Here is a 26,044-nt window from a genome sequence, read left to right on the forward strand (position 1 = left end):
AAAAATCGCGCAGTTTCCTTTTCAGTGTATAGTCTGTAATCGATATAATTCGGTTTCCGGAAGAAAGGCAAATCCCGCCTGGATTCGGTCACAGGGTTAATTTAGTATTGGCCAGGCTCCGGATCACTCGTTTTCCGAAGATTAGAATAATGCTCGCAGTTACTGAAGCCACTGACATTACAAGAATCATCGGGGTGGTATCACTTGCATGAAAAAGACTTACACCGGTAGAAGCCAAAGCGCCAAGGGTCATCTGGGAGACTCCCAGCAACGACGAAGCACTGCCTGCATTGGTATTGAAAGGAGCCAGTGCAAGTGCACTTGTATTAGGCGCTATCAGCCCCAGGCAACACAGGTAAATAAAAATAAAACCGATTGTTGAGACCAGGCCGGTGAGGCCATTCAATGATAAAACCAGGAACGCTACCGAGGTGATAGCCTGGCATAACAGTGAAGTATAAACGATTTGTTCGCTGGTAAAATATTTGAGTAGTTTTGAACTCACCTGGCTGGCACCAATAAATCCAACCGAAAGGCCGGCAAATATCCACCCGTAAATTTTCGCCTCCATATGAAAGATTTCCATGAATACCTGCGGTGAGCCGGATACATAAACAAAAAGGCCCGAAAATGCAGATGCCCCGGTTAAGGCATAGGTAATGAACTGCTTGTTACTAAGAACGAGTCTGAAATTTCGAAGTATCGGACCGGGTTTCAACGATAAAGATGGATCTGCCTTATACGCAACCGGCAGCAGGTATCTCACGGCAATCAAAAGCAACACAGCAAGAACGGCAAGTATAATGAATACAGTTTGCCATCCAAAAGCTGAGGTAACATAACCTCCCAGCGTTGGTGCTATCATTGGTGAAGTGCCGAGTACCAGGATCAGCAGTGAAAATATCCTCGAACTTTCACTTATTGGGAAAAGATCCCTGACCATTACAGCCGCGCCAACCGTCGCAGCACAACTTCCTATTGCCTGTACAAAACGCCATGCAATTAAAGAATCTATCGTTTCACACAGGGCGCATGCTATGGAGGCGACCAGGTAAAGCGCCAAACCCAGGTATAATGGCGGCTTACGGCCAAACCTGTCCATCAATGGTCCATATAAAAGCTGACCAGCCGAAATTCCGATAAAATAGGATGACAATGACAGGGCAACCCGGGAAGTATCAGTTTCAAGATCCTTTGCAATCTCAGGAAAACCGGGAAGATACATGTCGATTGAAAAAGGACCTAAAGCAGTCAGGGCACCTAATACCAGGATCAAAATAGTTTTATTGCTGTTTTCAGTAGTAGGAATATTCATTGAAAATTTTTCTAAATAATATTTTTTGAGATTGCTTTTTAAAGTTTTATCCGGACTACTATTGAGTTCGACTGGTAACTTATGCAGGTGTAAAACATAATTGTAGCACTCAAAATTAATCTATCATATCTTAATAGCCGGGAATCAAAATTTGAAACACGCATTTAAGGCTTTTTATATCAACTTAAAAAAAACATTGAAGGGATGAAGTATAGAGCGATGATTGATAGAAAAACAAAACTGTTGCTTTTATCGATTGGATTTCATTTCCTGACTGCCCATTTAATTGCGCAGGCTAAAACAGTAAGGTTTCAAATCTATTCCGGGAAAGCGGCTCAGACAATCGACAATTTCGGAGGTTCCGGATGCTGGTTCTCAGAAGGAATCGGAAAATATTGGGAACAGCAAAGCAAAGACTCGATCGCGAAATTGCTCTTCAGCAAGGAATTCGACAAAAACGGTAAGCCTGTTGGAATTGGACTGTCTGCCTGGCGGTTTAATATAGGTGGAGGTACCGCTGAACAGGGCGACAGCAGTGGAATCAAAACCGCCGTAAAACGTGTTGAATGTTTTATGGATGCGAACGGAAATTATGATTGGTCAAAACAAGCCGGTTATCAATGGTTCCTGAGAAAGGCCCATGACTATAAAGTCGAAAATTTGATAGCTTTCAGCAATACGCCCCCGGTTTATTTTAACCGCAACGGTTTAGGATTCAAAACCGAAAAAGATTATACCTGTAATCTCCGTGAAGATAAATATGATGCCTATGCTGAGTTCCTTAGCCGGGTGCTGAAACATTTTGACAGCACCGGAATTCATTTCCGGTTTATCAGCCCTGTAAATGAGCCGCAGTGGGATTGGTCAAATAAATTCGGGGAAATGAACCAGGAAGGAACACCCTGGCATAACCGCGACATCTATAAGATTGCGTCAAGGCTCGATAGTACAATGCGTAAAGACAAACTCAAAACGCAGATTCTTCTCCCGGAGGCAGCAACACTTAAACATCTTTACACAGAGGGTGGTCAGGCGGGGAGACAGATTCAATTTTTTATCGGTTCATCAGCCTATAATATCAGCAAGCTCCCTACGGTTTATCCGGCGCTAGTGGGTCACAGTTATTTCACCGATTCAGGAGATAGTAACCGTGTTAGCATTCGCAGGCATCTGAGAGATACAATTGCTGCGTACAAGACAAAGTTCTGGCAATCTGAATATAGTATGCTGGGCACAGGATATAAGGAAAATAAACAAGGAAAAATCCCGGCTATGGATTGTGCCTTGTTTCTTGCAAAGATGATCCACACTGATCTGGCAGTAGCGAATGCTGCAGCCTGGCAGTTGTGGAACGTATACGAACCGGGTAGTGCTGATTTTGATACCCGATACTATCTTATAGCTTTGCATACAAATGATAGCAACAGCAGGGGTTCTTTTAGAGTGACAAAAAACCTTTGGGCGATGGGGCATTATAGCAGGTTTATCCGTCCCGGGATGAAAAGATTGATGCTTGACCGGGATGATCAGCTCACAGATGAACAAAGTTCCAGGGACCTGATGTGTTCTGCTTTCTCAGATGGTAAGGGAAAAACTGTGATTGTTTTGATCAACTACACGAACGAATCAAGAACGGTCAATTGTGATCTGAAGGGAGAAAACAAACGCTGGTCAAAAACAATCTATACTACAACATCGGATCAGGACATTAATATGAAACCAGGATTGATTTCTGACCTAAGTGAAATCAACTTACAACCCAGGTCAATTAATACGGTCGTAATTGATAAATAGAACGACTGGAAATGATTTATGCATCAACTGAGCGATTAAACCAGCCATTTCGCTTTTTAACATTCCAGATTATAAGTATTTAAGAAATTTATTTACCAATGGCTGAAAACCCGCGTATGTGTAAATATCCCTTGTAGAACCTGTTTTAAAACTGTAGTTTAAACGTTTTAATACAGGCATACCGGTAGGGATCTTGCATAAATTCGAAAATTGTATTTCCTTTAATGGATAATTGGCGCAGATCTTGCCAGTCCACGCGTATTAAATTGTTATTGGCCTCAATCCATTGAAGAAAACCACAGATCCTGTCCTATTTTTTTTGAATCCGTAAATTGCATCTGTGATGAGAGCGCTGGTAATTTGTTTTTTATTCATTCCCATTTTTTCATTTTCTCAACAACGGCTTCATATAACCGCTTTTGGGGGATTCGCTAATTATTCCGGCGATCTTCAAACCAAGCGGTTAACATTGGATCAGTCTCATGGTACTTTCGGCCTGGGTTTGAAATATGATATTACAAATCATTTCTCTGCCCGGGCCGGTATTAATTATGGCAGGATCGAAGGCAACGATAAAAAAAACGAAGGCCTGCTTAAAGCGAGGAATCTGAATTTTCAGTCAGGAATTCTCGAGGGAAATCTGATGATAGAATATACGCTATTGGATCTTTCGGAAAGGAAGTTTTCCCCCTATGTTTTTGCGGGAGTTGCTATTTATCATTTCAACCCATACACTTATGATACACTCGGTAACAAATTCAATTTGCAACCGCTGGGTACCGAAGGCCAGGGCCTTAGCCTGTATCCTGACCGTAAACCATATAACCTCACACAATTTGCCATTCCTTTCGGAGCTGGTCTGAAATTAAGAGTGAGTGATAACGTGGTTTTGTCGTATGAGATGGGACTTAGAAAACTTTTTACCGACTACCTGGATGATGTGAGTTCTACTTATGTTGACCAATCTTTGTTGGGCCAGGCAAGAGGACCGAGGGCTGTGGAAATGGCCTATCGGGGTGGTGAATTAAAAGGTGGTGATCTGAACTATCCCGCAGATGGTTCAGTTCGCGGCGGAGCAAAATACAAGGATTGGTATTATTTTACCGGCCTTGGTATTTCTATAGGAATCGGAAGTATTACCAGTCCGTTCTCTGGTGGCCGCTCGAAATACGGCAATACCGGTTGCCCCACCAACCTCTGAGTTTTGTTAAATCAATTCCCCTGGTTAATGCCAGATCTTCCTTTTTCAAAAAGGTTCGGATTTGTTTGGGTTATTTTGAAGATTTATTTTTTCGTTCTGTGAACTCCAAACGACTTTAACAGTGAATCGTAACGGTTTATTGATGAACTTTGCGGATTAACGGATAAAAAAATGGCTTTTAAAAATCAGCAGCATTTTATTGACACCCTGGAACAGGCGGGAGAACTCGTTAGAATAAAAACATATGTTGATCCCGTGCTGGAGATTTCTGAGATCACTGACCGTGTCAGTAAACTTCCAGGTGGCGGTAAGGCATTGTTGTTTGAAAATACCGGTTACGAATTCCCGGTTCTGATGAATGCTTATGGGAGTGAAAGAAGAATGTGTCTCGCACTTGGCGTTAATCACCTCGATGATGTTGCCAAAGAAATAGAAAGCCTCTTTAAAATGCTTGCTTCCCCAAAAGAAAGCATTCTCGACAAATTAAAAATGCTTCCACAACTTAGCAAGTTTGCATCGTGGATGCCAAAGGTTAAAAAGGGCAGGGGAGAGTGCCAGGAAGTTATTATGACTTCGCCTGATATCACGAAGCTACCAGTGATCACTTGCTGGCCCAAAGACGGCGGGCCTTTCGTTACACTCCCTATCATCCATACCAAAGATCCAAATACTCATTCCAGGAATGTGGGAATGTACCGGATGCAGGTGTTTGGGCCAACATTAACCGGCATGCACTGGCATAAACATAAGGTTAGTGCAAAACATTTTAATGAATATAAAAAGCTGGGTAAAAGAATGCCAGTGGCAGTTGCTCTCGGAGGGGATCCTGTTTATGCATATTCGGCAACAGCACCATTGCCCGAAAATGTAGATGAATATATGCTCGCTGGTTTTCTTCGTAAGAAAAAGGTTGAACTCGTGAAATGCATCACGCAGGAAGATGTAGAAGTGCCTGCAGACGCGGATTTCATCATTGAAGGATATGTAGATCCGGGTGATGAATTGGTCTGGGAAGGGCCATTTGGAGATCATACAGGCTATTACTCATTGCCTGACTGGTATCCAGGATTTCATATAACTGCCATTACACATAAAAGAAATGCAGTTTACACGGCAACAATTGTTGGTATACCGCCACAGGAAGATGCCTGGCTGGGTAAAGCGACTGAGCGAATCTTCCTTGCGCCCATCAAAATGACTATGGTTCCGGAAATCATTGATATGGATATGCCGGTGGAAGGAGTATTTCATAACCTGGTGATTGCGCAGATTGATAAATCATTTGCCGGGCAGGGGCAAAAAGTAATGAATGCGATGTGGGGTGCCGGGCAGATGATGTTTAATAAGATCCTGGTGCTTGCTGATCAACATGTAAAAATCCAGGATTACCAGTCATTGGCTGTAGAAGTATTTAAGAACCTGGATGTGGTTAATGATATTACCTATAACAATGGTCCGATGGACGTGCTCGACCATAGTTGTTCAAAGCTTGGGTTTGGGGGTAAGATGGGGATTGATGGTACCCGGAAATATGAAGAGGAAATTGAAGGGACCATGAGACACGAAACCGGCATCGCCGATGTCAATAAAATCAAGTCTTCATTGCTTGATTATACTGAAATTAAAGATGTGAATGTTTCTTTGCCTTTGATTGATATTCCATGCCTGATCATCTCTGTAGAAAAAAACAGGGCAGGCCATATCAGGGAACTGCACCACCAGGTTTCCTCACTTGAAGAAATGCGTTGGATCAAGATGGTGTTATATGTGGAGCATACAGTCGACGCCAATGATCTTACAACCGCGCTCTGGCGTTTTTGTAATAATCTCGATCCCAAACGTGATCACGTTGTTGGATATACCCAGGAAGATGGGAAAATGACTGCCTGCCTCGGTCTTGATGGAACGCGTAAAACGAAAGAGTTCGATCAGTTTGAGCGCGACTGGCCAAATATTATTGTTAGCGATGACAAAACGATCAGCTCCGTCGATGAAAAATGGGATAAACTTGGTTTAGGCAAATTCATTGCTTCACCATCGCTCCGTTTTAAAAGCCAGCTTTACGGGCAGGAGGCTGTGGTTGGTTAGGATCTTTTTTTATTACAATTCGCTGGCTTTCTTCTTTTAATACTTTGTCAAAGAATTCTTTTGTTGCATGGTATTGAGCAGGTGAAATTTTATGTTTTTTTAACTCAAGATTTGTGATACTGTAAATAGCTTTCTCGCTCTCATTGTAAGAATAGAATGAGTTATATTGAGCTACTTCAGTAGTAAAGTTTTTGGCAGCAGGCAACTGGTCGACAATAAAACCTTCCGGGAGTTTGTAAATCGTTGTATCTGCTTTTATAAATGGCACTTCGAAATAATAATCCCGCTGGCGCTTTTCGCTATCGGGCATTCTTTCGTTCCAATATTTATAGATATGTGTTGCAAGGAACATTTTTGACCCGGCACTGAATTCCGAAACCTTTTCGATATCGAGCTCGATATTTGTTTTGTAAATATAAGGGTCAGCAATCCTTGTGATAATCAAATCGTCTGGTTGTTTGTAGCCATAATAGCGAACCAGGAAAGCTTTCTGTTCGTCTCGTTTTCTATCAGATACATATTCCAGCAGGATTTCTTTAAACAGCCCCGTTGCCTGGATGTTAGAGAAGCAATTACCACTTCCGGACTCATCGAGTTGAATGGTTGTTTTGACAGTGAACAGATTCTCATCAGCCCGGCTGCTAGGAGTTGCCATAAGTACACCTCCATTATCCATAATCACCAGTGCGCTTTTATTCTGGGTGCTGTTGTCGAGCATTCCGAATGGTAATGTTTTACTGGTGCATTCCAGCCAGATACCATCTTTTCCTTCCGGAACATAAAGTATTGCGTGGTTAAACCTGTTTATTGAAAAATCAGGATCCTCACTTTCATCATTAGCTTGCCTGTTTATCAGTACCATGTGACTTTTAATTCCAAGCGTTTTCAGGACTGCATGTACATAATTACTCAGACCTTTACAATCTCCGTATTTTTTGTCGTCAGTAAATGAAGCGGGCAAGGGTTTGTTTCCGCCGATGCCAAGTTGAATACTGACGTAGCGGAAATTATTCTGCATATATTGATACACTATCCTGATCTTTTCCCTGTCACTGGTTGCATCCTTTACAAGAGTTTTGTAAAATGCTGTCTGGCGTTCATTAAGAACATCAGTACCGGCAAGAACAGAAGCATACCATAATCCAAAACTTTTCCAGGTACTTAAATCACCCTCATACTGATCTTTTTTAAATTTATTTGGAGCTAGTAGAATAGCTGGATAAGATTTACGCGAACCAACAGCCCCATCCTCATATTTTAAAGCTACAAGGTTATTGGCCGACCAGGTATATGTGATATTTTTGCCATCGTCTGTTTTCACAGGCTGAAGGTTTGTATTTTGAGGTTTATACCTCAACCCATTCTCTTTTGGAACTATAGCCGTAAAGGTTGAATTTATTACTGATTTGAAAGGGCGGGAAAAATAGTAGCCCGGATATTGAAGCAGGTCTTTAAAGCTTTCTTCATAAACAGTTTCAATTGTAATAGGGTATGAGGGAGCTGATACGACAAGATAATGATGTATGCCGTCATCTATAAGACCTTCTCCGAAATTAAACATAGACAGATCTTTTTTCTTATATTTAATGACAAATTTTCCGTTAGCATCATAAACTTTCAGATCAAAATCGACAAGTTTATCAAACTTGTCACTAAAATGCTGAAATATAAGTTCACTGCTTCCGCGCTCATTTAACACCGTTACTATTCTGTGAACTTTATGACTGGCTCTTCCGATATCTGTAACTTCAAACAATTCTTTCTCGTAGCGGGTAACTACAACAGCATCCTTCATCAGGCTATCTGGTATTTTATCGGACGCCAAATCGTTTGCCTGTCCAAAGCCAGATTTTGCTGTGAATACCAGCGTAGACAAAGCGATAGCAACGGTGATAAAAATTTTTGACATGATAAGGGATTAGCTTTTTTTAATGACTATCTGTTCTCCAAGATACTCGTACATTTTTTTATAAAATTCGTGAAGCGCTCCGTATTCTTCGGTACCATATAAACTCTTTTTCATTTCCACGGAGACCCTTGAAACCAGTTTTCTCGCCTTATCATCGAACAAAACTGTCCTTGAAAAAACAATACTCTTATCTTCATTAACCAGCCTGACTGATTTTGGCAATGCATCTATGACAACGCCATCAGGAATCCCGATATAACTGTTCAGGAAAAATGTTTGCCTGTAACCAAAGTTTACATTGCTGAAACGCACTTTACTTAAAAACGGGTTTCCATCCAGTTCAGAAAACAATGTGGTAGAAATAAAACTGTAATCCCCGGTGCTATTTACCGCAGATGAAAAACTGAATTTTTGTTGAAGGGGCAGCGTGTCGGTTTCTTCGTTTGCCAAGCTGAAACTGTCAATGTCAATATTTCCTGTTTCACCGGTGAAACTTTTCAGATAACTTTTGCTGTTATTTTTATAGGAATAAAGTCGTTGTGAACGCGCATAATCGGTACTGCTGATAAAAACGTTTCCATTGAGTTTGCCGTCCAGTGAAAGAGCCCCTGTAACATTAACATAGTCCCTGTATTCAAATTGCTCATCCTTAATTTGAATCAGCCCCCCGGCTTTACGGTTAACAACCAGGGCTGTAGTGTTCAGAATACTATGAGGTATAATATGAGAAGGAGTAAATCTATCGGTACCATCCAGGTAAAACTTCTTTCCGTCAGCTATTGCATAGGCATATACCGTATTAAATTGGTCGATAAAAGGGTAATCTGCATTTACTTTTCCATGATCGCGTTCACTTACCAGCAGAGGATATGATTCGATCCCCGCATCACGTAGCAATGTCACAAGTGCCAGGTTAATTTCACCGCTGGTACCTGTTTTTTTTGACCAGGCTTGTTTGATTCCATCACTTGCATACCTGCTGTAAATTCCATTCCAGCCCATATTAGATCTCACATAATTATAAACTTTTGTAAGCCTGCTGGTGAGAGAAGGATCCAACTTAACTGCTTTTAGAAATTCATCTGACCCACCAAGCGATTTACCGACCTGGTTGCCGAAGCTGGGATTTGAATTCAGTTCCCTGATCACTTCTTCCCAGGTGGTCATATACTTTTTTTTATATCCAACATTCTGACCTGACAACTGGAATATAACCATCTGGAGATAATCTTTCCGCGCATCCATATAAGGCTCATTCCGCAAACCGGGTATATTTTTCATGGCGAAGGAAATTTTGCCTGTACCTTTTTCCTGGTTGATCTCGACGGGCAAATCATCCCTTTTTTGTACCCTGTATGCAAACTCATACTCCGGCAGTATAACAACGGAATACCGGCTTTCCACAACTGGTATGGACTTTTGAAACTGCCAGTCTTCAAGACCACCATAGCTTGCCATGGTACTTTTATAGGTGTATTCTATTATACTTCCCACCTTCACGGCGGGAAAAGTAAAAACAACCTCGCCCCAATATTTATTGATAGTTTTTTTATAAACGGATTTTTTTTCCAGTTCCTGGAATTGCAGAGTACCGTTGTCGGTTTCATTGTAGATACGGCCCTTGACATCTTCGACAGATTCAAAATTGTCTTTCAAATAATAAGGGATGCGGATATCAGCATGGCTAATTCCTTTTTCTTTCAAAATTTTTAATCTTACCCGGTGGTTTGTGATTAAGTGGTACTGCTCATCATGATCGGCATATGCTACATGCATCAGCACAACGGCATCTGCCTCCTTATCGAAAGGACATTCTTTCATCCGGATTTCCTCCGGTTTGATAACGGTTGCCTCCGGAAATTCCTGGGCATAAACAGACAGCGCGAACAGGCACGCAAGGAGGGAAGCGATCAATTTTCTCATCAACAGGGGGTTATAAAATACTAAACGGTTTAAATGGTTAATTATTTACTACGCCTTCCATTTTTTTAATTACATATTGTTCATTAAGTATTGCGAAAAGCTTTTTGTAAAACTCCATGAAATACGGATATTCTTCGGGTGTAAAAACAGGCTTTTTGAATTCGAGGGTAACCCTGGTTGTAAGGGTATTTTCTTTTACTGCCGTAAACCTTGACATGGTAATGGATGTATCGGGCATGATCATCCGAATATTTTTCGGCATTTCCTCAAAAACATAACCTTTTGGAATTTCGAAGTTTCCGACAATAGAGTAGCTCTGGTTGGCACCAAAGAATACATCCGAAAAGCGCTCTTCGCTGATAAAAGGATTTTTCTCAAGGCCCGAGAAGATATTTGCAGAAAAATAGCGGTAATTCCCTGATTCATTTACAGGATGGGAAAATTTAAGTTCCTGGACAAGTGGCAGGGAGTCATTGTCTTCATTATTGATAACCACGTTTTCGATTTTGAATTCAGGATTCCTGGCTTCAAAATAATGTTTCACAAATTGATCCTTGCCCTGCTTCAGCATAGGCATTCTTTCCACCCTTGAATAATCAAAACTGGTTACGGTAGCCTGGCCTTCTATAATTCCCTTTTCAGTAAGTGCTGCTTTAAATATGGTAACTGTGTTAAATTTATTCCCATTATCCCACAAAACTTCCCAACCCCATTCGTTGGTGTCAATTTTCTCTATCACAAGTCCTTCACTATACATAACATTTAGGGGTATCAGGCGGGTAGCAGTAAATTTTTCTGTACCGTCCAATACATACACCTTGCTGCCGATCCGTACATGGGCCAATACTTTATCAAATTGGTCAACGCCTGGAAGACTCGTGGAAACCCGGCCGTTTTCTCTTGTGCTTACCAGTACCGGGTGAGCATTTAGCCCTGCTTCCTTCAATAAATTTACCAGGATCAGGTTTATCTCACCACTGGTTCCTTTTTTATCTTTCCATGCTGCCTTTACACCATCGAGCGCCCAGATACTTGTAGTGCCATTATATTCCATGTTTCTTCGCACATAGGAGTGAATCGTGAGCATCTTCGCATAGTCGGTTGTCAGCGGTTTTAAAGCAAGGTCAAGATCTGCTGTTCTCGGTATATTTCTTTTCAGTTGAACACCAAAATCTTCATCCTCCATTAGTTCTTTTATCACCTTCGGCCAGGTTTTCAGCAAGTCTAGCCGTATACCATTCACAGTAACTCCTATGATGGAAGTTTCAAGTCGTTGTAAATAATCGTTGTCTACTGTGATATATGGTTCGTCTCTGAATGCAGGAAGATTTCTTACTGAATAAGTATGAACGTTACTGTTTCCACGTATGGTATGCTCCGTCGCTACCTCGTACATGCCAAACTGTTGTGAAATAACATCCAGTTCTACCGGGGCCTCAATAGTGTAACGACTATGCATCACCGGTACATCTCTCTGAAAAAACCAGTTTTTGGGCCACCTTCCGCGAAGAGCATATTTGTATTCAATGATACTGCCGGCCTTAACGTTCGGAAAAGTGAAAATTTGCTGCGAGGTTCTTGCACTGATTTTTTTATCGTAGATCGCTGTTTTTTCAACCTTCGAAATTACCGTATTCCCTGATGCGTCTGTGTTGTATGTCTGTGCAGAAAAGTTCCGGATTGATTGCGCACCCTTGTAGCTATAATAAGGAATTTTTATATCTGCATTTTCAAGTCCTTTATCTGTTAATATTTTGATACGGACATGACACTCTAATTCAGAGAAAATCGTACCACCAGTAAAATTTGTTGTAAACTTGCCAACATCGAACAAAACAACTGCTTCGGCGTTTTTGTCAAATTCACATTCCTTTAGGTCGGTTTCCATCTTATCGATTTTGCCGAAAGCCGGAATATCTTTATTTTTCTGAGAATAGCTGACGCTGGCATACAATACCAGTGTGGCAAGCAAGGGCACTAATTTCATCGGTAAGGTAGGGCTTAAGGGTTTAGTAATGGGTTGAGGGAACAATTATAGTATCTTTTTTTTCGAAAAGAAAAATTATTCTATTAAAATATTAGATAATAATAATAAACATGTAATAAACATGGTGATTCAGTACATGAAGAGAGGTATAATAATGGTGCTTTGCCTGGGTGCTTCAACTTTGGGTTTTGCACAGTCTGCTACGTCTACAACAAAGCCCGCTGCCCGGAAACCAATGGTGAGAAGTACCAGTAATAATACACTTCTCTGGGAGATTACGGGTAAGGGATTAGACGGCCCTTCCTACCTTTTTGGGACCATGCATATACTGTGTGCAAATGACGCAAAGCTAAGTCCTAACATGAAACAGGTTATTAAAGATTGTAACCAGGTCTATTTTGAAATAGATATGGATGATATGCAGGAAGTGATGGGTGCTGTGAAATATCTGCGCATGAATGATGGCGCAAAAATCTCTGATTTGCTTACCGAAGAAGAATACGAAAGGGTTAAAAGTTATTTCGAAAAAAGTAAATCCAAGCTGCCATTTTCAATGATGAATCGTTTCAAACCTTATTTCGTTTCCAGCCTGATCGGCGAACAACTGATGAGTTGTAAGGAAACCAACGGGATGGAAGGCATGATTATGCAGGAAGTAAAGCCGCTGAAAAAAAATATCAGGGGATTAGAAACAACCGAATTCCAGGCGAGTATTTTTGATAGTATTCCCTATCAAAAGCAGGCTAAAGATCTCGTATCTTATATTGACAGTGTAGATCATTATAAAGGTATCACCGAACAGATGGTGAAGGTTTACCTGATGCAGGATCTTACCCAGCTGGATAAGCTTATGCAGCAAAGCGATGTGGGAATGAATGAGTATATGGATCTGATGTTATATGATCGTAACAGGAGATGGGTAGACCAGATACCGGGAATTATGAAAGAGGGGGGGACGACACTTTTTGCAGTAGGGGCGGGTCATTTACCAGGAGACCAGGGCGTTATCAACCTGCTTAAGAAAGCCGGCTATTCGGTAAAGCCACTCAAAAATCTGTAGATAAAAGATAACTTATAAGGGCTGTTTGTCTTAATTAAAGAAGAACTTATCAGGTCTGTTTGTCTTAATTAATAAAAATTCCGTCCTGCCAGACAATGCCCTGCAATGCTGACGGGACGGAATTATGATTTCGGAAACTTATGAAGTTTGTCTAATCAGTTTTTTTTCCAGGAAATTAAAACTGCTCAAGTCCGGAGAAGAAAAAACTTCCCTCTATCCTTGCATTTTCGTCGCTGTCACTACCATGAACTGCATTTTCACCCAGCGATGTAGCATATAATTTACGGATCGTTCCTTCTTCAGCCTGTGCTGGATTGGTTGCACCGATCAGTTTGCGGAAATCTGAAACGGCATTTTCTTTCTCCAGGATAGCGGCAATGATCAATCCACTGCTCATAAAATCAACCAACTCCCCGTAAAAAGGGCGCTCCTTGTGCACTTCATAGAACTGGCCCGCTTTTTCGCTGGTAAGTTTTGTTTGCTTCAGCGCTACAATTCTGAACCCTCCTTTGATAATTTTATCTAAAATAGCCCCTGCATGACCGTTCTTCATAGCGTCTGGCTTGATCATCGTAAACGTGCGATTACTCATAAATTGTGATAATTTTTGGTCGCAAAGGTAGAAAAACTTAATAACTATAATTGGCCGATGAAGCAGAATTATGCACCTTTGCCCCCGTTTTTATATGAAACGCCCATGTAGGCAGTTGACCATCAGAAAGGATCACCGGGCGTTCCATCCAACAAATGAAAACAATTATGACTGGATGAAACCAATCAGGGAATTATATCCGTTACTGTCGGAACCACGAAAGATCGTGATCACCATGCACCAGAAGCCAGATGCGGATGCAATGGGCTCAGCTTTGGGACTTTATCATTTCCTGGTTTCTTTCCGGCACGAAGTAACCGTCATTTCTCCCACAAACTGGGCGAAATGGTTGAACTGGATGCCCGAATGCAGTAAAGTCGTTGATTTTGAGTTGAATAAGGAAAGATCTGAACAAATTATCGCTGACGCAGACTGGCTCTTCTGTCTTGATTTCAACACTCTTTCCAGGACAAAAAACCTGGCCTCCCGTATAGAACATTTTCAAGGAACCCGTATTTTAATCGATCATCACCAGCAACCAGAGGTAGACAAATTTGCTTATGGGATCAGTAGTACCGCCAAAAGCTCGACCTGTGAAATGGTTTATGATTTTATTGTTGAGTCGGGAAACGGGCAGCGGATTACACAGGATATGGCGGAATGTCTATATGCCGGAGTAATGGCCGATACAGGTTCTTTCCGCTTTCCGGCAGCCGCAGCTTCCGTACACCGCATGGTAGCTGATCTGAAAGACAAAGGGCTCGAACACACTAAGGTTCATGAAAATATTTATGATAGTTACCATGAAAACAGGCTTCGTTTTATCGGGCATGTACTGTTAAACCGAATGGAAGTTTTCTATGAATACAATACTGCCATAATTTCTATCCCGAAAAAGGACCTGTTAAGATATGAGATCAAAACAGGCGATTCTGAAGGGTTAGTAAATTATCCATTGAGTATAATGGGCATAAAAATGGCGGCATTGGTTATTGACCGCGACGAAGAGCGAAAGTGGAGTTTTAGGAGTAAAGGTGATTTTGATGTTAATACCTTTGCCCGTAAATACTTCGAAGGAGGCGGGCATTTTAATGCCTCCGGTGGCCGAAGCAGCGATACCCTTGAAAAAACAGTTCTGCGCTTCAAAGAAGCAATGAAGGAAAATGCATCACAACTACAATAAAACATAATGAAAAAAACAGCGTCTATTATTTTATGCAGTCTGGCAGTGCTATTATTAGCAGCGTGTTCGGGCGGAGGGTTTAAGAAAACAAAAAGCGGAGTCTTATACAAGATCATTTCCGACGGCAAAGGTATTACTGCTCAAAAAGGACAGTTTTTGAAAATACATGTTGTTCAGAACGTTCGTAAGGGTACAAAAGATTCCCTGCTTGCGACATCTTATGATGCAATCCCGGTTTATCTTCCTGTAGACAGTTTGCCACCAAGCTATAATCCTTCAGAAGTGTTTATGATGCTTAGAAAAGGTGACAGTGCGCAAATCATACTTGAAGGTGATAGCCTGCTGCGCCAGGGTGGCCAGTTGCCACCTTTCATGACTAAATCAGACAAGATTGTTATTGGTATCAAAGTTATAGATGTGATGAGCGAAGAAGCGACCAATAAGGACCGCGAAACTTCAGAACAGGCATACCAGGAAGTGTTGAAGAAAAAAGAAGTCGTACAGCTTGCAAAAGACATTTCAACGATCGAGGCCTATCTCGCAAACAAAAAGATCAACGCAGTAAAAACCGGGCAGGGAACATATGTGGAGATCCTGTCTCAGGGCGATGGTCCAATGGCTGATTCGGGTAAAGTTGTAAGTGTTAAGTATACCGGCCAGGTATTGAACGGAGATTATTTTGATTCGAATATCGACAGTACAAAACAGTTCCAGCCACATCCAATGGATCCATTTGAATTTCTTTCAGGTTCACAGGGAGCTGTAGTCGGAATGCTTGAAGGAATTCAGAAATTCAGGAAAGGCGGCAAGGGTATGCTTTATGTACCTTCTCCACTTGGATATGGAGCTAACCCAAGACCGGGCGGACCGCTCAAACCACATGATAACCTCGTATTTTATATCGAGGTGTTAGATGTGAAGGATCTTCCTAAACAACCAGAAAATGGCAGACCTCCGGGCCGTTAATAGTATTCTCTAAAAGCTAAATTCTTAAAATACAAAAGGCCGGAACATTGTTGTTCCGGCTTTTGTTTTAACAGCCTTGCCTGATCTTTTGAATTTCATTTTATCCGGTAATGATGTTCTTTGTTTTATTACACTCCATTCTATATTATACTCAATTTTTTGCCGGTTCTTTTAGTTTTTCAGTAAGCACAATTGCCTCAAAAGCTTCTTTTACATCATGCACTCTTAGTATAGCTGCGCCTTTTAATAAGCCAACAGTATTTAATATTGTCGTACCGTTAACCGCATGTTCAGCCGTTGTACCAAGAGTTCGGTAAATGGAACCTTTCCTTGATAATCCAAGCAGCAGGGGCTTGTTAATCACGGCAAATTTTTCAAGGTTTTGGACAATCTCAAAATTTTGTTCTGTGTTTTTCCCGAAGCCAATACCAGGATCGATGATAACATCATTGATCCCGGCCAGGCGGCAAACATTGGTCTGCCTGATAAGAAAGTCGAGCACGTCTAATGTAACGTTAAGGTAACCGTGGTTCTCATGCATGGATTCAGCTGCTCCCGGTGCATGGGTACATACAAACGGCACTTTTAACGTCGCAACCGTGCTTACCATTTCTTTGTCAAACATGCCGCCACTGATATCGTTTACTACTGAAGCACCAGCTTCGACAGCAGCTTTTGCAACACTTGCATAATAAGTATCAATGGATATGATCAGGTCAGGAAAATTATAATGAATCGATTCTATTGCACTGATTACCCTGGTTATTTCTTCGGCTGCCCCGATACGTTCACTTCCGGGACGTGTACTCTGACCACCGATATCCAAAATAATAGCGCCTTCCGTCTTCATTTTTTCGGCCTGTTGCAGAATTCCATTTTCACCGATAAACCGGCTACCCTCATAAAATGAATCAGGAGTGGTATTAAGAATTCCCATAATTACAGGCCGGTCGAACCGGAATAACTTCCCCTTACAATTCAGTGTAAACATATTGCGCTTGAATCTTTACATTTGGCCCTTAAAATTGACTAATTTAATTCGATTACCCGGATATAAAATAAATGAGCAACACAAATTCACAATACGACGAAGTCATAGATCACTGCCGCGATATTTTCATAAAAAAAACCAAAGATTATGGTACCTCCTGGCGGGTATTGCGCCAGATCTCGATCACTGATCAACTCTATATCAAAGCACTGCGGATTAGAACGATCCAGGAGAAAGGCGTGCAAAAAATCAATGAAGATATCCATGGTGAGTTCATGGCCATGGTAAACTATGGCATAATTGGTTTAATCCAACTTTCACTTCCCGATAAGGTGGAAGATCTGCCGTTGGCAACTGCTACAAAGTTATATGATGAGCATGCGGCCATTGCAAGAAAAATAATGGAGGATAAAAATCACGACTATGGGGAGGCTTGGCGAAACATGAGCCTCCAGAGTTTTGTTGACCTCATCCTGATGAAATTGTTGCGGGTTCGCCAGATCCTGGCCAATGATGGAAAAACCATCATCAGCGAAGGCATTGACTCAAATTTTGTCGACATAATAAATTATGCTGTTTTTGCGCTTATACTTTCAGCGCCGGATTTATTCACAAGATGATCTTGCTTCCTTGCGTTGCAATTTGCATCGTATCAGGCCAAATAAAATTAAAAATGAACGAATGAAGACCCTTTTAAATATTTTCAGAGTTATAGTAGGTGTGCTCTTTATTTTTTCCGGGCTTGTAAAAGCAAATGATCCGCTTGGATTAAGCTATAAGATGGATGAGTTTTTCGAGGTCTGGAGATGGCACGGACTAAATTCGATGACACTCGCTTTCTCCATCATTATGATTGCTTTTGAAATCATAGCCGGGGTAGCAGTCTTACTTGGCTGGAAAATGAAATTATTCAGCTGGATGCTGCTTTTGCTTATTGTCTTTTTCACTTTTTTGACCGGTTATGCCGTGTTCTCCGGCAAGATAAAAGAATGTGGTTGTTTTGGCGATTGTATACCCTTGTCTGCGATGCAATCATTTTTGAAAGATCTATTGCTATTGCTTTTAATCAGTTTCATATTCGCATTCAGAGCCAGGGTAGTACCGTTATTGAATAGCCGCAATTCTGTAGTTGTTTTATTTTTTGCCGGCATATTTTCTTTTGCTTTTCAGTGGTATGTGCTTATGCATCTGCCGGTTGTTGATTGTTTGCCTTATAAAAAAGGAAACAACATAACAGAAAAGATGAAGGTTCCTCCTGGTGCTATTCCAGACAGTACGGTCATCACTTTTGTATACAAGGTAGATGGTAAGGATATGGAGTTTACAGCAGATAAGTTCCCTGAGGACTTTGATGAGGCCCGTTATAAATTTGTAAAACGTTATGATAAGCTGATCCGAAAAGGAAATGCGGAAACTGCAATAAAGGATTTCACACTTCAGACTGTTTATGGTAATGATACAACCCAGGCTATCCTTGACAAGGACGGTTATAGCCTGTTATTATTTGTACAAAATGGTTATAAGAAAGGTAGCTGGACTGGTGTACTGGAATCTGTTGCAGCAGTAGCATCCAGGAAAAAAATAGAAGGTTTCCTCGTTACAAACATCGCTATAGAAACCCTTACCATCGATCCGCCACAGGCATTCACCGTATTCACACCCTTATTATGTGATGCTACGGCAATTAAAACAGCTGCAAGGGCAAATCCAACTCTTTATCTTGTAAAGAAAGGGGTGATTATTGATAAGTGGAGCTATGCAGACCTCGACAGGGCCCTACTTCAAATACAGCAACTACCGGTACCTTGATCAGTTATCTTACCAGGAAATTGTTCTATGGATTACTCGTCATGTTTGGCGTGATCATGCTGGTGTTTCTTCTGTTCCAGGGTTTTGGTGACCCGGCAAGACTGACCATGGGTCAAAGCGGAGACTCATTAACTATCCAGAATATCCGTAAAGAGTTGTACCTGGATCAGCCGCTGATGAAACAGTTTGGATTTTATCTGCGTGATATTTCGCCAATAAGCATTCACTCCAGGAAAGACATCGCATCAAAAGATTTAAAAGGAGTTTTTATTGGAGGTGAAAATACGTTCGCTATTAAAGTGCCGTACCTCGGAAGATCCTATCAATCTAAACGGGCTGTTTGGGATGTATTGATGGAGGCATTGCCCGGAACGATGTTGCTGGCGCTGGCAGCTATTATCATTGCTATAATTATAGGTATTCCGCTTGGTGTACTAGCGGCTGTAAAAAAAGATACCGGGCTGGATACTTCAGCCATCTTCACCAGTATACTTGGTATCTCTGCACCATCTTTTTTTATGGGTATAGTAATCGCCTATCTTTTTGGATTTGTGCTTAGTGATTATACTGGCCTGCGTATGACTGGCAGTTTATTTGAAACAGATCCATTTACAGGCCGTACACCTGAGCTCCGAAACCTCATACTCCCGGCGCTGACACTCGGCATCCGTCCACTGGCAATTATCACACAGCTTACAAGAAGTTCTATGCTTGATGTGCTTAACCAGGATTATATAAGAACGGCCTATGCGAAGGGATTGAGCCCTACCGTTATTGTCTGGAAGCATGCTTTGAGAAATGCACTCAATCCTGTCATTACCGCAATTACCGGATGGTTTGCAGAATTGCTGGCCGGTGCTTTTTTTGTAGAGTATATCTTCGGCTGGAAGGGTATTGGAAAGATAACCGTAGATGCATTGGAGAAACTTGATTTCCCGGTAGTGATGGGTTCTGTGCTGATCACCTCGTTTCTTTTTATCCTTATTGGTATCCTCGCAGATTTCCTTTATGGTCTGGCGGATCCAAGGATTCGGTTATAAATTTATACTTAATCCGCATTCGTTTTAAGTTTTTCTCTTGTGATTCAGAAACCCGATATCTAAATATTTATTAATTAAGATTGAACGCTTGAAGCAGAGATGATGTAAGGAAAAGTTCCTGCTACTTAAACCATTAAAGTTGACAAAGATGGCAAAGATTATTATGCAAGGGTGGCAAGAAGGAATGAAAAAGGTATCTCTTACAGAACTTCAAAATACTCTATTGCAGATTCCATTAAATGAATCAAAAGATAATGTTGACAAATTACTGTCTAGTCATATTGTCGAAATTGAGATCAGTGATCGTTTTAAGGCTGGATCAGGGGAAAGAAAGTGATGATCGATAAGGACCTCGCTGGTTTATATAATGTAACTACCAAGCGATTAAATGAACAGGTAAAACGTAATAATAAGCGTTTTCCAAAGGATTTTATGTTCCAGTTAACGCAAGATGAAAAAGATGAGGTGGTCGCAATTTGCGACCACCTAAGCACTTTGAAATACTCACCTAACCTGCCTTATGCTTTTACCGAGCATGGGGCTGTTATGTTAGCCAGTGTATTAAATAGCGACAAAGCAATAGAAGTGAACATACAAATCATTCGGGTTTTTAATCAGATGCGGGAAGCTTTGCTCAGTTACAAAGATGTATTATTAAAGCTTGAACAACTGGAGCAACAGACATTACAGCATAAGGGTGATATCCGGATTATCTTTGATTACCTTAAGCAACTACTTACCTCACCTGAGCAACAAAATAGAACACGAATAGGGTTCCGCAGGAAAGATGAAGATGCGTAGTTGGCTTTTGTGAACATCTTTTTAGCCGGTGATACATTCGGTGAGTCACAAAATAAAGTCTTGTAAGAATTAGAAAGTAAATCAAATATAACTTTGTTGTTAGGGAATTCATCCGTTTTCTTCTTTTAAAAAAAGCAAGAGAATAATTCGTTTTCCGAATCTTCTCTTGCTATGATGATAATGAAATTCCCGGTTTATTTGATGTTGGGCCCCAATAGGCTATTATCTACTTCTAATCAGATTTAATTATTTCGGATTTTTTATCGGGGCACTTCCTTCACCAGGTGGGTTATAAACAACCTCATTGTCCGGTACATCCCAGTAATCAAGATAATTGTATTCAATGGTTGCATTGGAGTTAATGGCACCAGAGCCTGAGATAACTACTGCACCTTTTCTGCCACCGCCTTGTGCAATCGGATTGATGATTCCAAATCTTCTCGCATCATAAAATGATAGCCCGATGAATGGAAAGGCAACTCTTCTTTCACGACGCAATTCTTCTTTTGCCTGGGTCAATGATAAACCTGTACCGCTTATAGCAGCCAGGCCAGCTCCCTGGTAGGTACGTACTGCGTCAATAATGGCAAGACCTTCATTGATTTTGCTTGTGTTGATCAATGCCTCGGCTTTCATTAATTCGTTTTCTTCATAGTTACCAGCCATGAAAAGTTCTTCACCACCGGGGGCAGTGTTTGCGTATACGATCACACCCGCTAAACCTGCACCGCCATTTACAAGGGTATATCTTGTATTGAACACATGACCACGATCAGAGTTTCCGATCCAGGTTGTTGTAAGCTTGATGTTATTGGCAAATCTTTTATCACCGGTTTTGAATTCCTGTACAAAACGTTCACTCAATTTATAAGTATTACCACCCGCAGATGTAGCCTGAACTTTTGAAGCCACAGTACCGCTTGCTGCAGAAAGAAAATCACCCGTTGCGTTTGAACGGCCGGTAAACACTTTATCGGCGGTCCTGATTCCATCTGTTGTAAGTGCGAGTATGCTTGCCCATTGCGCTGGTGCCATAGCAGCAGCCGGGGTATTTACAAGAATATTCCTTGCCTTCAATGTATTGATGTTGCGTTTCCACATATCAGGAGTAGGAACTCCGCCTTTACCAACCTGGTTGAATGAAGGGATGATTTTACTCATCATGTCAGTGTAGGCAGCAACATTTGGCAAAGTAGACAGCACTGCGGCGGCGGCATCAAGATTTTTGTTTGATTCCGCTATTAGTGCTTCCTTCGTTACATATTTGTTATTGGTTTCGCCTGCTACATCGTTTATCAGGCCTGCATAATATATCGATCCCAAACGGGCATAAGCAAAACCTTTCCAATAAAGCGACCATGCTTTTAAGGTCGCTTTTTTCGTTTCAGCATCAGAAGGAAATTCCGCTTCCGCCGAAATATCCATAACAGAGTTTGCCCCGTTTATCAATGCATACATATAAGCCCATTCATAAAACAAGGTATTTGCTCCCTGGTTTGCATTTGTATTTATCAGTCTTAATAATGCAAGTTGGGTATTTGGTGCATTGGGGTTTAGAATTACAGATCCGTTATCAAGTGTCACCTTGTCCGGAGCACCGATCTGGTTTATGAAACCGTTGGCTGCTTCCGCTTGAATTGCATCACCCATCATTTCATGAAAACCAATGGCACCGGACCAGAAGAAACCATAAATACCATCTGAATATTTGAGGCTAACGAAGCCATTACGGTATATGCTTCCCTGCGCCAGTGATATCACACCCAATTCAGTAGTTGCACTTTCCGGTGTTGGCTGGTTAGGGTTTCTTACTTCTAGTTGCTTCTTGCAGGAAGTCATCATGCTGCCAAGAAGTAAAGTTGAATATATGATTAGTCTTATCTTTTTCATTTTGCTACAAGTTTTGATTTTATAATCCAATGTTCAGTCCCACCTGGTAGGTCTTCAGGTTTGGAATCGTATTGTGGTCAACACCACGATCAAAAGCAGAGTTGCTTGTACCTGAACTGATTTCAGGATCAAAGCCCGTATAATCAGTAACAGTGACCAGGTTTCTTCCGGATAGCACCAATTGAAGTCTTTGAAAACCGGGTACTTTGAAGAATTTTGCGAAGTCAAAAGCCACTGAAATATTTCTTAATCTTATGAAAGAAGCGTCCTCATAGAAATAATTTTTTGTACCGTTTGCTTCTCTTTGAGCATAAACCCCGCGGTAGAATGCGGTATAAGCTTCGGTCTTACCATCGATCTCAACAGGAATTGCATAATCACTGTGAATGCCATCACGATACATCCATCCTTTTGTTTGATTATAAAGATGAGATCCATATACCCAATCCCATTGCATTGAAAAGCTCAGATAACTTTTAAATGAAAGGTCATTGATGAATGATATGTTGAACTTCGGGTTTGGATCTCCGAAACTATATTTGCCGGTTGAAACATAAGGTTGCTTGGTGGCTTTATCAACGACATAACCATTGCTGGCTACAACATAATTTCCCTGCTGGGTTTTAGGTATAAAAGGTTCTCCATTAACATCAAGCTGATCAACCTGGTTAATCAGGAGATAACCATATAATTGCCCGATTTTTTCGCCGGCCCTTAAAATGTAGTTGCTGCTTCCGGCATTTGAAAGCACCACGATCGGAGTACCTCCTAACACTGAAGTGATCTTAGAACTTTGTTTGCTGAAGTTTGTTGTAAAGCCCCAGTTAAGATCTTTGCCTGTAAACATTACAGCATTTAATGAAGCCTGGAAACCTGAAGAAGCAAGACCGAATGCGTTATCTCTTACCGTGCCTGTTCCGGTGCTTGGTGCGGCATCCACATTGTAGATTGCGTTTGCTGTTTTTCTATCCCAGTAAGTAGCCGAAATATTGATAGAGCTGAGCCAGTTTCCTTTAAAAGCTTTTATACTGAAATCTGTTCCGACTTCCAGTTCTTTAGATACTTCCACCTCGAGGTCGGGGTTGGGACTATTTGTTGGATAAGAAAATGCAATACCATTACCAAAGTTTGCGGTACTCAATACAACATATCTATCGAATGGTTTTGGTTGAATACCTGCTTCACCATAAGCAGCGCGTAGTTTGAATTCAGGGATTGCATTACCAAGCTTTCCGTCTTTCCAGAAATTGATGGAAGAAAGCCTGAGATAAGCATCTCCTCTTGGAAATGTGAAAGGTTTGGACCCACCACCAAATGCAGACGAGTAGTCACTACGGAAGCCTCCTGATATACCACCGATATCACCGTATTCAAAACGTTGATTAAGCAGATAGCCATAAGTAACAAAAGGTTCGGTATAGCCGGATTGTATCCGGTAGTTCACCATCTGGCTGGCGGTATATGGAGTATACTGTGGAGCATCTCCACCATAAGTGATGTATTGTTTGAAAACATTTTCGCGATAATCAAAAGCAACCTGTGTTGTGGTTTTGATCGGGATATTCATGTTGAAATCATTTTCAAAATCTGTAACGAAGGTTGCAGTACTAAGAAAGTTTTGAAAGGTGGTGCGGTTTCTGTAATTATCAATCGACCCTGTCTGCCCGGGATTAGTGCTGCTGTAATAATTGCCTGACCAGAAACGTCGTTGAAATACTGAGTTAGCGTTTACATCCTGTGGCAACACATCATAGGTAATATCCTGGGTCTGGTAATTAAGGCCGTATTTAACATCAAGGTCAACAAACTTAACAGGTTTGTAATTCAGGTTGAAGCTTTGAACAATGTCAATCTTGTTATCAAGATTGCTGGAATAAGCGTTCCGGTAATTTGGGTTATATCCGTTAACGCCTGTGGCATCTCCAAAATAATATCCATAACTGCCATCCGGCATCTTGTAATTATAATCAGCAAATGGCCTGGAGTTGTTCAACGCATAAAATACACTTCTTCCCGTTGCATCATTCAATGTATTCTTGGTATATACCAGTTGAGTGATGCTGCGGAACTTTAGTCCCTTTGCCAACTCAATCCCGATATTGTTCATCAGGTTTGAGCGGGAATACTTGCCATTATTTTCAAAATTGCTGGTCTGTCTGTTGTCTGAAACGGAGAAGCTGAAATCGATTTTTTCGCGTGCTCCTGAAATCGCAATGGCGTTATTGGTGGTATAAGCTTCTTTAAGAAACAAATCGTAATGATCGTAGTACTGCAGATTTTTGTCATAAGGCTTGTTTGAAAAAGTATTGACATCTACCAGGTTTACCTGCACATTTTCCCTGTATAAACTTAAAGCAGGATCAAGCGTAATCAGGTTGCCTGAACTTCCGATTACTTCTCCCGCTGCATTTGTTGTGAATGGATGACGATTGGATTTGCTTACATTTCCTGAGTTTATAATGGTATTGCTGGAAACGCTGGAAGAAACATCAATGTTTATTTTGCCCATTTTTCCTTTTTTGGAGAACAGCTGGATAACTCCGTTTGCGCCCTGGGCTCCATAAATGGTGGCCGCAGCTGCACCCTGAACCACCTCAATTCGTTCGACCGAATTCAGATCAAGTCCATTGATATCTGTGGCCCTGACTTCGAGGCCGTCGAGCATGATCATAGGGGAGGTGCCGCGGTTTATAGTGTTTATCCCTCTAAGCAGGATATTTGTTTTTGCACCCGGAGATCCATTTGTAGTACTGATTTGTGCGCCTGGAATTTTACCGATCAGGGCCTGGTCAACAGAAGCTGTTGGAGCGGCCGGCAATTTGTCTGCGGTGACCGATTCTACAGAAATGGCCAGTTTTTTCTTGCTTGTCGCTACCCCTACACCGGTAACTACTACCTCGCTGAGCGACTTGGAGTCGTAATCAAGATCTGCTGCGACCGGTTCGCCAACTTTTGCTTTCTGGGTTTTTGAAGTGTAGCCAATAGAAGAAAACTCAATGGTAACCTCCGGAGTTTTGCTGTCGATGCTGAATGAACCGTCTGTTGAGGTCATGGTGGCTTTTCCGCCTGAGACTTTTACTGTTACGCCAACCAGGGGAACGCCGGTTTTGGAATCCTTTACAGATCCGCTGATTTTGCCCGCCTGGGCAAGAGCGATCGTGGATAGGCATAGAAATAGAAGTAAGGGAAGGAATGCTTTTCTCATGTGCGTTAGTTTAGTTGTAGTTTAAAAATATGTGAATTATTTCTAAGTTCGACGATATATTTTAAAGATTACAACGAAAATAATACACATATTTACATTAGTTATATGATAATTGATTCTGATTATTCTTGATGGGATGATTATGCAAGAGTTTTTGGTCGCTTCTTCGCACCGTTGGGAGCGGGATTGTGCCTTTTTGCGGCTGTGTCCCGTGGTTAATACCTTTGCTCATGCCGCTCTATGCTGTTGTCTCCGATCGGCTTTTTTGCCCTGATCAGCTTTGTTAGGGT

Annotated in this window: 19 protein-coding genes; 11 read left to right on the forward strand and 8 right to left on the reverse strand. The window is 41.4% G+C overall.

Translation table 11 applies throughout. The features are described 5' to 3' along the window. Nucleotides 1-88: 88 nt before the first annotated feature. On the reverse strand, nucleotides 89-1,315 hold the full coding sequence (locus tag VK664_RS29455) for a multidrug effflux MFS transporter (RefSeq protein WP_461402331.1): 1,227 nt from the start codon (nucleotides 1,313-1,315) through the stop codon (nucleotides 89-91). Nucleotides 1,316-1,519: 204 nt separating this feature from the next. Between VK664_RS29455 and VK664_RS29460 the strand changes: the two genes are divergently transcribed. The 3 genes from VK664_RS29460 to VK664_RS29470 all read left to right on the forward strand — a co-directional run bounded on the left by VK664_RS29460 (nucleotide 1,520) and on the right by VK664_RS29470 (nucleotide 6,398). After that, the gene (locus VK664_RS29460; protein ID WP_461402332.1) at nucleotides 1,520-3,109 is read left to right on the forward strand and encodes a glycoside hydrolase; all 1,590 of its coding nucleotides are present in this window, start codon (nucleotides 1,520-1,522) and stop codon (nucleotides 3,107-3,109) included. Between the two features lie 343 nt (nucleotides 3,110-3,452). Next, complete coding sequence (locus VK664_RS29465; protein ID WP_461402333.1) at nucleotides 3,453-4,310, forward strand: DUF6089 family protein; 858 nt, start codon at nucleotides 3,453-3,455, stop codon at nucleotides 4,308-4,310. A gap of 171 nt (nucleotides 4,311-4,481) precedes the next feature. Beyond that, nucleotides 4,482-6,398, forward strand: a complete 1,917-nt coding sequence (locus VK664_RS29470; protein ID WP_461402334.1) for a menaquinone biosynthesis decarboxylase — start codon at nucleotides 4,482-4,484, stop codon at nucleotides 6,396-6,398. On the opposite strand, the gene VK664_RS29475 is transcribed toward VK664_RS29470, so the two are convergent. Genes VK664_RS29475 through VK664_RS29485 form a run of 3 tightly spaced genes read right to left on the reverse strand, consistent with a single transcriptional unit; the run spans nucleotide 6,358 to nucleotide 12,217 of the window. Further along, nucleotides 6,358-8,307: a DUF3857 domain-containing protein gene (locus tag VK664_RS29475; protein WP_461402335.1), complete on the reverse strand. Its 1,950-nt coding sequence runs from the start codon at nucleotides 8,305-8,307 to the stop codon at nucleotides 6,358-6,360. The two genes, VK664_RS29470 and VK664_RS29475, sit on opposite strands and share 41 nt — an antisense overlap. Before the next feature lie 9 nt (nucleotides 8,308-8,316). Beyond that, on the reverse strand, nucleotides 8,317-10,230 hold the full coding sequence (locus VK664_RS29480; protein WP_461402336.1) for a DUF3857 domain-containing protein: 1,914 nt from the start codon (nucleotides 10,228-10,230) through the stop codon (nucleotides 8,317-8,319). 37 nt (nucleotides 10,231-10,267) lie between these two features. Next, on the reverse strand, nucleotides 10,268-12,217 hold the full coding sequence (locus VK664_RS29485) for a DUF3857 domain-containing protein (protein ID WP_461402337.1): 1,950 nt from the start codon (nucleotides 12,215-12,217) through the stop codon (nucleotides 10,268-10,270). Nucleotides 12,218-12,353: 136 nt separating this feature from the next. Between VK664_RS29485 and VK664_RS29490 the strand changes: the two genes are divergently transcribed. Next, entirely contained in the window at nucleotides 12,354-13,277 is a 924-nt protein-coding gene (locus tag VK664_RS29490) for a TraB/GumN family protein (RefSeq protein WP_461402338.1), read from the forward strand. A 175-nt stretch (nucleotides 13,278-13,452) separates the two neighbouring features. On the opposite strand, the gene VK664_RS29495 is transcribed toward VK664_RS29490, so the two are convergent. Next, entirely contained in the window at nucleotides 13,453-13,869 is a 417-nt protein-coding gene (locus tag VK664_RS29495; RefSeq protein WP_461402339.1) for a nucleoside-diphosphate kinase, read from the reverse strand. A gap of 94 nt (nucleotides 13,870-13,963) precedes the next feature. Here VK664_RS29495 and VK664_RS29500 point away from each other — a divergent pair, with 94 nt between their 5' ends. Together VK664_RS29500 and VK664_RS29505 are read left to right on the forward strand one after the other, a co-directional pair. Then, entirely contained in the window at nucleotides 13,964-15,052 is a 1,089-nt protein-coding gene (locus tag VK664_RS29500) for a DHH family phosphoesterase (RefSeq protein WP_461402340.1), read from the forward strand. 6 nt (nucleotides 15,053-15,058) lie between these two features. Next, a complete protein-coding gene (locus VK664_RS29505; RefSeq protein ID WP_461402342.1) occupies nucleotides 15,059-16,018 on the forward strand; it encodes an FKBP-type peptidyl-prolyl cis-trans isomerase in 960 nt (319 codons plus the stop codon). A 151-nt stretch (nucleotides 16,019-16,169) separates the two neighbouring features. Here VK664_RS29505 and folP read toward each other — a convergent pair whose 3' ends face one another. Further along, nucleotides 16,170-17,009, reverse strand: coding sequence for a dihydropteroate synthase (folP, locus tag VK664_RS29510; RefSeq protein WP_461402343.1), 840 nt, complete (start codon nucleotides 17,007-17,009; stop codon nucleotides 16,170-16,172). Between the two features lie 71 nt (nucleotides 17,010-17,080). On the opposite strand from folP, the gene VK664_RS29515 reads away from it, so the two are divergent. From VK664_RS29515 to VK664_RS29535, 5 genes are all read left to right on the forward strand, one after another. Further along, complete coding sequence (locus VK664_RS29515; RefSeq protein ID WP_461402344.1) at nucleotides 17,081-17,629, forward strand: DUF1599 domain-containing protein; 549 nt, start codon at nucleotides 17,081-17,083, stop codon at nucleotides 17,627-17,629. A 61-nt stretch (nucleotides 17,630-17,690) separates the two neighbouring features. Next, on the forward strand, nucleotides 17,691-18,818 hold the full coding sequence (locus VK664_RS29520) for a BT_3928 family protein (protein ID WP_461402345.1): 1,128 nt from the start codon (nucleotides 17,691-17,693) through the stop codon (nucleotides 18,816-18,818). Then, nucleotides 18,815-19,858 carry an ABC transporter permease gene (locus VK664_RS29525; RefSeq protein ID WP_461402346.1) on the forward strand — a complete coding sequence of 348 codons (1,044 nt, stop codon included), beginning with the start codon at nucleotides 18,815-18,817 and terminating at the stop codon, nucleotides 19,856-19,858. Before VK664_RS29520 ends, VK664_RS29525 begins: the two co-directional genes overlap by 4 nt. A 148-nt stretch (nucleotides 19,859-20,006) precedes the next feature. Then, a complete protein-coding gene (locus VK664_RS29530; protein WP_461402347.1) occupies nucleotides 20,007-20,195 on the forward strand; it encodes a hypothetical protein in 189 nt (62 codons plus the stop codon). After that, on the forward strand, nucleotides 20,195-20,659 hold the full coding sequence (locus tag VK664_RS29535) for an ORF6N domain-containing protein (RefSeq protein WP_461402348.1): 465 nt from the start codon (nucleotides 20,195-20,197) through the stop codon (nucleotides 20,657-20,659). Before VK664_RS29530 ends, VK664_RS29535 begins: the two co-directional genes overlap by 1 nt. A gap of 246 nt (nucleotides 20,660-20,905) precedes the next feature. On the opposite strand, the gene VK664_RS29540 is transcribed toward VK664_RS29535, so the two are convergent. Together VK664_RS29540 and VK664_RS29545 are read right to left on the reverse strand one after the other, a co-directional pair. After that, complete coding sequence (locus VK664_RS29540; RefSeq protein WP_461402349.1) at nucleotides 20,906-22,549, reverse strand: RagB/SusD family nutrient uptake outer membrane protein; 1,644 nt, start codon at nucleotides 22,547-22,549, stop codon at nucleotides 20,906-20,908. Nucleotides 22,550-22,568: 19 nt separating this feature from the next. Further along, nucleotides 22,569-25,754 carry a SusC/RagA family TonB-linked outer membrane protein gene (locus VK664_RS29545; RefSeq protein WP_461402351.1) on the reverse strand — a complete coding sequence of 1,062 codons (3,186 nt, stop codon included), beginning with the start codon at nucleotides 25,752-25,754 and terminating at the stop codon, nucleotides 22,569-22,571. Between the last annotated feature and the right edge of the window lie 290 nt (nucleotides 25,755-26,044).

The sequence above is a fragment of the Flavitalea sp. genome (assembly GCF_035489435.1).
In the GTDB taxonomy this organism is placed as follows: domain Bacteria; phylum Bacteroidota; class Bacteroidia; order Chitinophagales; family Chitinophagaceae; genus DATHKG01.

What these genes read in the sequence shown, in the direction of transcription:
- VK664_RS29455 (WP_461402331.1), bottom strand. Translation starts at nt 1,315, where the DNA reads ATGAATATTCCTACTACTGAAAACAGCAATAAAACTATTTTGATCCTG.
- VK664_RS29460 (WP_461402332.1), top strand. Translation starts at nt 1,520, where the DNA reads ATGAAGTATAGAGCGATGATTGATAGAAAAACAAAACTGTTGCTTTTA.
- VK664_RS29465 (WP_461402333.1), top strand. Translation starts at nt 3,453, where the DNA reads ATGAGAGCGCTGGTAATTTGTTTTTTATTCATTCCCATTTTTTCATTT.
- VK664_RS29470 (WP_461402334.1), top strand. Translation starts at nt 4,482, where the DNA reads ATGGCTTTTAAAAATCAGCAGCATTTTATTGACACCCTGGAACAGGCG.
- VK664_RS29475 (WP_461402335.1), bottom strand. Translation starts at nt 8,307, where the DNA reads ATGTCAAAAATTTTTATCACCGTTGCTATCGCTTTGTCTACGCTGGTA.
- VK664_RS29480 (WP_461402336.1), bottom strand. Translation starts at nt 10,230, where the DNA reads ATGAGAAAATTGATCGCTTCCCTCCTTGCGTGCCTGTTCGCGCTGTCT.
- VK664_RS29485 (WP_461402337.1), bottom strand. Translation starts at nt 12,217, where the DNA reads ATGAAATTAGTGCCCTTGCTTGCCACACTGGTATTGTATGCCAGCGTC.
- VK664_RS29490 (WP_461402338.1), top strand. Translation starts at nt 12,354, where the DNA reads ATGAAGAGAGGTATAATAATGGTGCTTTGCCTGGGTGCTTCAACTTTG.
- VK664_RS29495 (WP_461402339.1), bottom strand. Translation starts at nt 13,869, where the DNA reads ATGAGTAATCGCACGTTTACGATGATCAAGCCAGACGCTATGAAGAAC.
- VK664_RS29500 (WP_461402340.1), top strand. Translation starts at nt 13,964, where the DNA reads ATGAAACGCCCATGTAGGCAGTTGACCATCAGAAAGGATCACCGGGCG.
- VK664_RS29505 (WP_461402342.1), top strand. Translation starts at nt 15,059, where the DNA reads ATGAAAAAAACAGCGTCTATTATTTTATGCAGTCTGGCAGTGCTATTA.
- folP (WP_461402343.1), bottom strand. Translation starts at nt 17,009, where the DNA reads ATGTTTACACTGAATTGTAAGGGGAAGTTATTCCGGTTCGACCGGCCT.
- VK664_RS29515 (WP_461402344.1), top strand. Translation starts at nt 17,081, where the DNA reads ATGAGCAACACAAATTCACAATACGACGAAGTCATAGATCACTGCCGC.
- VK664_RS29520 (WP_461402345.1), top strand. Translation starts at nt 17,691, where the DNA reads ATGAAGACCCTTTTAAATATTTTCAGAGTTATAGTAGGTGTGCTCTTT.
- VK664_RS29530 (WP_461402347.1), top strand. Translation starts at nt 20,007, where the DNA reads ATGGCAAAGATTATTATGCAAGGGTGGCAAGAAGGAATGAAAAAGGTA.
- VK664_RS29535 (WP_461402348.1), top strand. Translation starts at nt 20,195, where the DNA reads ATGATCGATAAGGACCTCGCTGGTTTATATAATGTAACTACCAAGCGA.
- VK664_RS29540 (WP_461402349.1), bottom strand. Translation starts at nt 22,549, where the DNA reads ATGAAAAAGATAAGACTAATCATATATTCAACTTTACTTCTTGGCAGC.
- VK664_RS29545 (WP_461402351.1), bottom strand. Translation starts at nt 25,754, where the DNA reads ATGAGAAAAGCATTCCTTCCCTTACTTCTATTTCTATGCCTATCCACG.